The sequence below is a fragment of the Natrinema soli genome (assembly GCF_028618695.1).
In genome coordinates this window covers 1-5,279 of the sequence record NZ_JAQIVI010000716.1, presented here as the reverse complement: position 1 = coordinate 5,279, position 5,279 = coordinate 1, and the positions used below count along the sequence as shown (strand labels likewise).

Sequence of the window (5,279 nt, the reverse complement as noted above, 5' to 3'; positions counted from 1 at the left end):
GGCGAGGGGCTGGCCGCCCGCGACGAACGCGAGCGCGGCTTCGGGATGGACGACGCGATGGCCCGCGCCGACGTGGTCGTCGAGAACACCGACTCGCTCGAGGCGTTCCACGATCGGATCCGGTCGATCATCCGGGGAACCGACGACGAGAAACGTGCCGAGGCCGAAGCGGACCCATGAGCGAGATTTACCGCGTCGACGTGGAGATTACGGCACCGATATACGACACCGAGGTCACGAGTCGCGTGATCGATGCCGTCGAGAATATCTTTCCCACCGCCGACCTCGAGGCGGAGTTCGGCGAGGTCAGGGGCGAGGCCCACACGCTCGATCACTTCTCGGAGCAGTTGCACCGGCAGGAGATCCTCGACACCGCCCGCGGCGAGTTCTTCGCCAACCGCGAGGGCGACGCGTTCACCTTCGCGCTGAAAAAGCAGGCGGCTTTCGAGGACTACGTCAACTTCTCGGTCGGCAAACCCGACGAACTCGGCGAGATCGCCGTCCGGGTCCGGGTCGACGAACCGAGCCTCGAGGAGTACGTCGACCACATCGCGCCGCCGACGGAAGACGGGCGGCCGGTCGACACCTGAATCGGTGCTCCCGAGTCGCAACTCGTTGTTCTCTCCATCCCGCTGTGCCGCTCGAGCCGATCTCGAACCCGGTCACTCGCGGTCGCGCTCGAACAGCGCCGGCGGGACCGAACAGCCACGGGGGCCATCGAGCCCGCCCGGGAGCTGATTGCGACCGCGATCAGGACCGATTCGCCACGGCGCTGACACGGTGGGAACGGGGAGTCGATTTCGTCAGTTACGGCCATCACGTGCTCGACGGCGACGGCACGACGATTCTCGAGGGGAACGCGGTCGTTCTGATCGACGAACTTCCGCCGGCGGCCGCCCGCGAGCGCGACGCTGGGGCGACCGGGTCGTCCAACTAGTCGGTACAGGAACCGACCGTATCGAGCGATTTTTCGCCCTGATTTCTGTGGTTCTCGGCAGCGACCGGATTCCTGTCCGCAGCGGCGGCCGCCGATTCGGCGAACGCCGCTGCCGCGTCTCGCAGGTGGCCGTTCTGACACGACGCCGTCACGAAGTAGTCGACGTATCCCTCCGGGGACTCAGACCGCCCGGTTTCGAGTCGGTCCAGCGACGCCGCAAACGTCGCTTCGGCGATCTCAAACTCGCCCTGTGCGTCCTCGTACTCGTCGTTTTCCAGCTGGTCCCGCCCGCGCTCGAGCGCGCCGAATCCGTCGTCCTCGCTTAGCGTCGCATCGTACGTCTCGGTGAGCGTCTCGAGCGACGTCACCGCATCGCCGAGCGCGGCCGCGCCGTCCTCGAGATCCGCGAGGTCGATGCCGGACAGTTCGCCGAGCCGATCGGCGTCGAGGGCATCGATCGTCGCCGTCGATTCCTCGTGGCGCTCGCGCGCACCGGTGACGGTCTCGTTGCGTTCACCGACGGTGTCGTTCGCCGCCTCGAGGTCCCCCTCCTCCTCGAGCGCCGCGTTGACGGCGTCGATGTCGTCGGCGATCGTATCGTCGGTGACTGCCGCGGTCACCGCGACGAGGCCGTCGACGGCGTCCGCGTACGAGCGAAGCGTCTCGACGTCGCTCGTCCGGTCATCATCCAGTTCCGATTTCGCAGTCTCGAGGTGTTCGCGAGCCGCCGAGAGGTGGTCGCGCGGCACCGTCGGATCGAACTCGACCGCTTCGGGGTTCTCGAGATTCTCGAGTTCGTGTAGCGACTGGGCGGCCTCGTTCAGGCTCCCCGCCGCACGAGCGATCGCGCGTTCGCCGGTCCGATCGCTGACCGCGACGTTGCCCGTGTCCGACGAGCCGGTGAGCCCACCGAGACAGCCGGCCAGCACTGCCAGGGTTCCAGTGCTCACACCGGCCGCACCGGTGCGGGCGAGATACTGCCGACGATTCATTCTACTCGAGGATTCGTCTAGAAGGTCATTAACGTAGTGGCAGCGAGAGAGTCTTCCGAACCGACAGAACGGGAGCGGTTCGTGAGTCGATGATCGGCGAAACGCGGGTGGAATCTACCCGAACGGCCCCATACCGCCCATCCCGCCGCCACCGCCACCGCCGCCCTGTTGCATCTGCTTCATCATGCGCTGCATCTCCTGTTCGGAGCCCATGCCCTGGAACTGCTTGATGGTGCGTTCCATCATCTTGTACTGCTGAAGCAGTTCCCGGACCTGCTCCTCGCTGGTCCCCGAACCGCGGGCGATGCGCTTGATCTGGCTCGCACCGATGGCCTTGGGATATTCCTTCTCCGCATCGGTCATCGAGTCCATGATCACCGTGAACGCTCGCATCCGGTCCTGGGTGACGTCCATCGCGTCGTCGGGCAGCTGATCTTTGATCCCGCCGCCGAGGCCGGGGATCATGTCCATCACCTGGTCGAGCGGCCCCATGTTGTTCATCGCCTCCATCTGCTTTTGCATGTCGTTCAGGGTGAACTGCCCCTGCAGCATGTCCTCGGGGTCCCAGTCGTCTTCCTCGATATCGGTCTGCTCCATCGCGCGCTCGACGCGCTCGGCGAGCTGACTGAGATCGCCCATCCCGAGCAGCCGCGAGATGAAGCCGTCGGGCTCGAAGCGCTCGACGTCCTGGACCTCCTCGCCGGTTCCGAGGAATGCGATCGAGGAGTCGGTCTGGTCCACCGCGGTGAGGGCACCGCCACCCTTCGCCGTCCCGTCTAACTTCGTGATGACGACGCCGTCGATCCCGATCGACTCGTCGAACTGCTGGGCCTGCTCCTTCGCTCCCTGCCCGATCGCGGCGTCCAGAACGAGCAGGGACGTGTCGGGCTCGACGACGCCCTCGATCTGCTCGATCTCGGCGATCAGATCGTCCTCGAGCGCGTGGCGACCCGCCGTGTCCACGATGTGGACGTCGGCCTCGCTCGTCGCCTCGAGGCCCTCGCGGGCGATTTCGACGGGATCCTCGCCGTCGGGATCGCCGTAGAAGTCGACCTCGGCGCGCTCGGCCATCTCCTGGGCCTGATCGTACGCGCCGGGGCGGAAGGTGTCCGTCTGAATGACGGCCGGTCGGAGCCCCTTCGTGGAGAACCACCAGGCCATCTTCGCGGCGGACGTGGTTTTACCGGATCCCTGCAGGCCGGCCAGCAGGATCGTCTGTTCCTCGAGGGGCAACTCGATGGAGTCGCCGATGAGATCGACCAGTTCCTCGTAGACGATGCGAAGGACGAAGTCCCGCGCCGGGGTGCCGGCCGGGGGTTCTTCCTCGAGGGCTCGCTCTTTGATGTTGTCCGACAGCGCCATCACGAGCGAGACGTCGACGTCGGCGGAGAGCAGCGAGCGCTGGATCTCCTTGACGATCTCCTCGATGTCTTCCTCGCTGAGTCGCGACTTCCCGCGGAGCGTGTCGAGGGTGCCCCGCAGAGAACTCCCGAGATCGTCGAGTACCATTTGTCGGGACTACGTGGCGATGGCGTTAAAGGCTTTTTCTACGACCGGCGCAATCGGTCCGATTTGCCCGCTCGAGCGCTCATCGCTCGAACCGATTGCCTGCCGTCGGAGAGTATTTCACTCGACCGCGACAATCCCCACGTATGAGTTCCGACGCAGACGTGGATCCCTCGGAGTACGAGGCCCTCGCCGATGCGGACGTGACCATGCGGCAAAACGAGCACGGCCTCCACATCGCCGACGACGAGGAGACCGGCGTCTCGAGCCAGGGACAGACGCCCGAGGAGGCTCTCGCGAATCTCGCGGCGGCGGTCGAGGGGTACATGGACGCGACGGACGACGATCCGGGCGACGACTGGCTCTGAGACGACCTGCGTTCGATGACGCCCCGAGATTGGCCGAGAGAGTCGGTATCAGTACACGTTTTTTCGAGAGGGAGACCAGATCGGATATTACCAGCGGCGATGAATCTACGAGCGTCGTATGGCAGACACACCGCACGAGCCGTCACGACAGGTAGAATCGACGAAAACGAACGCTGCGTTCGGTCGGCGACGCGTTCTCCGAGCCGGAACGGGGCTGGTTGCGACGACGCTCGGAATCGCAGCGTTCGGCGGACAGGCCGCCGCACACTTCCCGGCTGACCTCGAGATAGAGATCCGACCGGGCTGCGATCGCGCGCCGATCAATCCGGACGGTCGCGGCGTGATCCCCGTCGCGGTCCGACAGACAGACGAGTTCGATCCGACGAGCGAGCCGGTTCGGTACCGGTTCGGTGCGCCCGATGTCGTCGGTGACGGCGGCGGTGCCCGACCGATCGGCGACGGACACGTCATCGACGCGGATCGGGACGATCGGCCGGCTCTCCTCCTGTTCTTCCGAGCCGACGAAACCGGGTTCGACGGCGACGAATCGACGGGCCGACTCGAGTGGGAACGCGACGACGAGGGGAATCACGGACTCGCCGGGACGGCAGCGGTGACAATCGTTGGCCAGCGCGGCAGTGAAGGGGAGCCGTTCGCATAGCAGGCTCCCGTTTTACGCGGCCGTTCGTGGTTTCGAACGGTATGGACGCGTACGACATCGTCGTCCTCGGCGGCGGATCGGGGAGTCAGGTCGCGACCGCAGCGGCCGACCAGGGACTCGAGGCTGCGGTCGTCGAACCCGGGCCGCTCGGCGGGGCCTGCATCACGCGGGGCTGTGTCCCCTCGAAGGCGCTCATCCACCGCGCGGACGTCGCGGAAGGCGTGCGCGGAGCCGAGGAGTTCGGCGTTCCAGCGCAGTTGGACGATATCGATTACGGAGAGATCACGGCCTCGATCCACGACACGGTCTACGAGAAGGCGAGCAATCAGGAGTCGAGCCTGCAGGACACCGAGAACGTCGCGCTCTACCGCGGTGAAGGGCGGTTCGTCGACGACCGGACGATCGAGATCGAACTGAACGGCGAGGGGAACGAAACGGCGGAGATCAGCGGCGACACCGTCGTTATCGCCGTGGGGGGCCGACCGATGGTCCCGCCGATCGACGGCCTCGAGGACGTCGACTACCGCACGAGCGACGACGCGCTCTTCCTCGCGGACCGACCCGACGACCTCGTGATCGTCGGCGGCGGCTACATCGGTGCCGAGCTCGGCTACTTCTTCGGCGCACTGGGAGCGGATGTCTCGATCGTCGGCCGGAGCGACCGGCTCGTCCCGCGGGAGGACGACGACGTGAGTAGGGTCGTGACCGAGTCGCTCGAGACGTACTGCGACGTGTACACCGGCTACGAAGCCGGGTCGGTCGCCGAAACCGACGGCCGCGTCGCCGTGACGGCCGAGCCCGCGGGCGAGGACGAG

Annotated in this window: 7 protein-coding genes and 1 pseudogene; 6 read left to right on the top strand and 2 right to left on the bottom strand. The window is 66.1% G+C overall.

Annotated features, from left to right (window positions below; genetic code table 11):
- The 3 genes and pseudogenes from PGX04_RS30895 to PGX04_RS30885 form a co-directional block, all read left to right on the top strand.
- A pseudogene (locus PGX04_RS30895) lies at nt 1-180 on the top strand (AAA family ATPase); the annotation flags it as partial.
- Nucleotides 177-590: an RNA-binding domain-containing protein gene (locus PGX04_RS30890; RefSeq protein WP_273741980.1), complete on the top strand. Its 414-nt coding sequence runs from the start codon at nt 177-179 to the stop codon at nt 588-590. The pseudogene PGX04_RS30895 and the gene PGX04_RS30890, both read left to right, overlap by 4 nt.
- 44 nt (nt 591-634) lie before the next feature.
- Nucleotides 635-937 carry a hypothetical protein gene (locus PGX04_RS30885; protein WP_273741979.1) on the top strand — a complete coding sequence of 101 codons (303 nt, stop codon included), beginning with the start codon at nt 635-637 and terminating at the stop codon, nt 935-937.
- On the opposite strand, the gene PGX04_RS30880 is transcribed toward PGX04_RS30885, so the two are convergent.
- Entirely contained in the window at nt 934-1,929 is a 996-nt protein-coding gene (locus tag PGX04_RS30880) for a hypothetical protein (protein ID WP_273741978.1), read from the bottom strand. The two genes, PGX04_RS30885 and PGX04_RS30880, sit on opposite strands and share 4 nt — an antisense overlap.
- A 114-nt stretch (nt 1,930-2,043) precedes the next feature.
- A complete protein-coding gene (locus PGX04_RS30875; RefSeq protein WP_273741977.1) occupies nt 2,044-3,438 on the bottom strand; it encodes a signal recognition particle protein Srp54 in 1,395 nt (464 codons plus the stop codon).
- Between the two features lie 143 nt (nt 3,439-3,581).
- Between PGX04_RS30875 and PGX04_RS30870 the strand changes: the two genes are divergently transcribed.
- The 3 genes from PGX04_RS30870 to PGX04_RS30860 form a co-directional block, all read left to right on the top strand.
- Entirely contained in the window at nt 3,582-3,803 is a 222-nt protein-coding gene (locus PGX04_RS30870; protein WP_273741976.1) for a type II toxin-antitoxin system HicB family antitoxin, read from the top strand.
- A gap of 118 nt (nt 3,804-3,921) precedes the next feature.
- Nucleotides 3,922-4,464 carry a hypothetical protein gene (locus PGX04_RS30865; RefSeq protein ID WP_273741975.1) on the top strand — a complete coding sequence of 181 codons (543 nt, stop codon included), beginning with the start codon at nt 3,922-3,924 and terminating at the stop codon, nt 4,462-4,464.
- 41 nt (nt 4,465-4,505) lie between these two features.
- On the top strand, nt 4,506-5,279 hold a 774-nt coding region (locus tag PGX04_RS30860; RefSeq protein ID WP_273741974.1), incomplete at its 3' end, for an FAD-dependent oxidoreductase.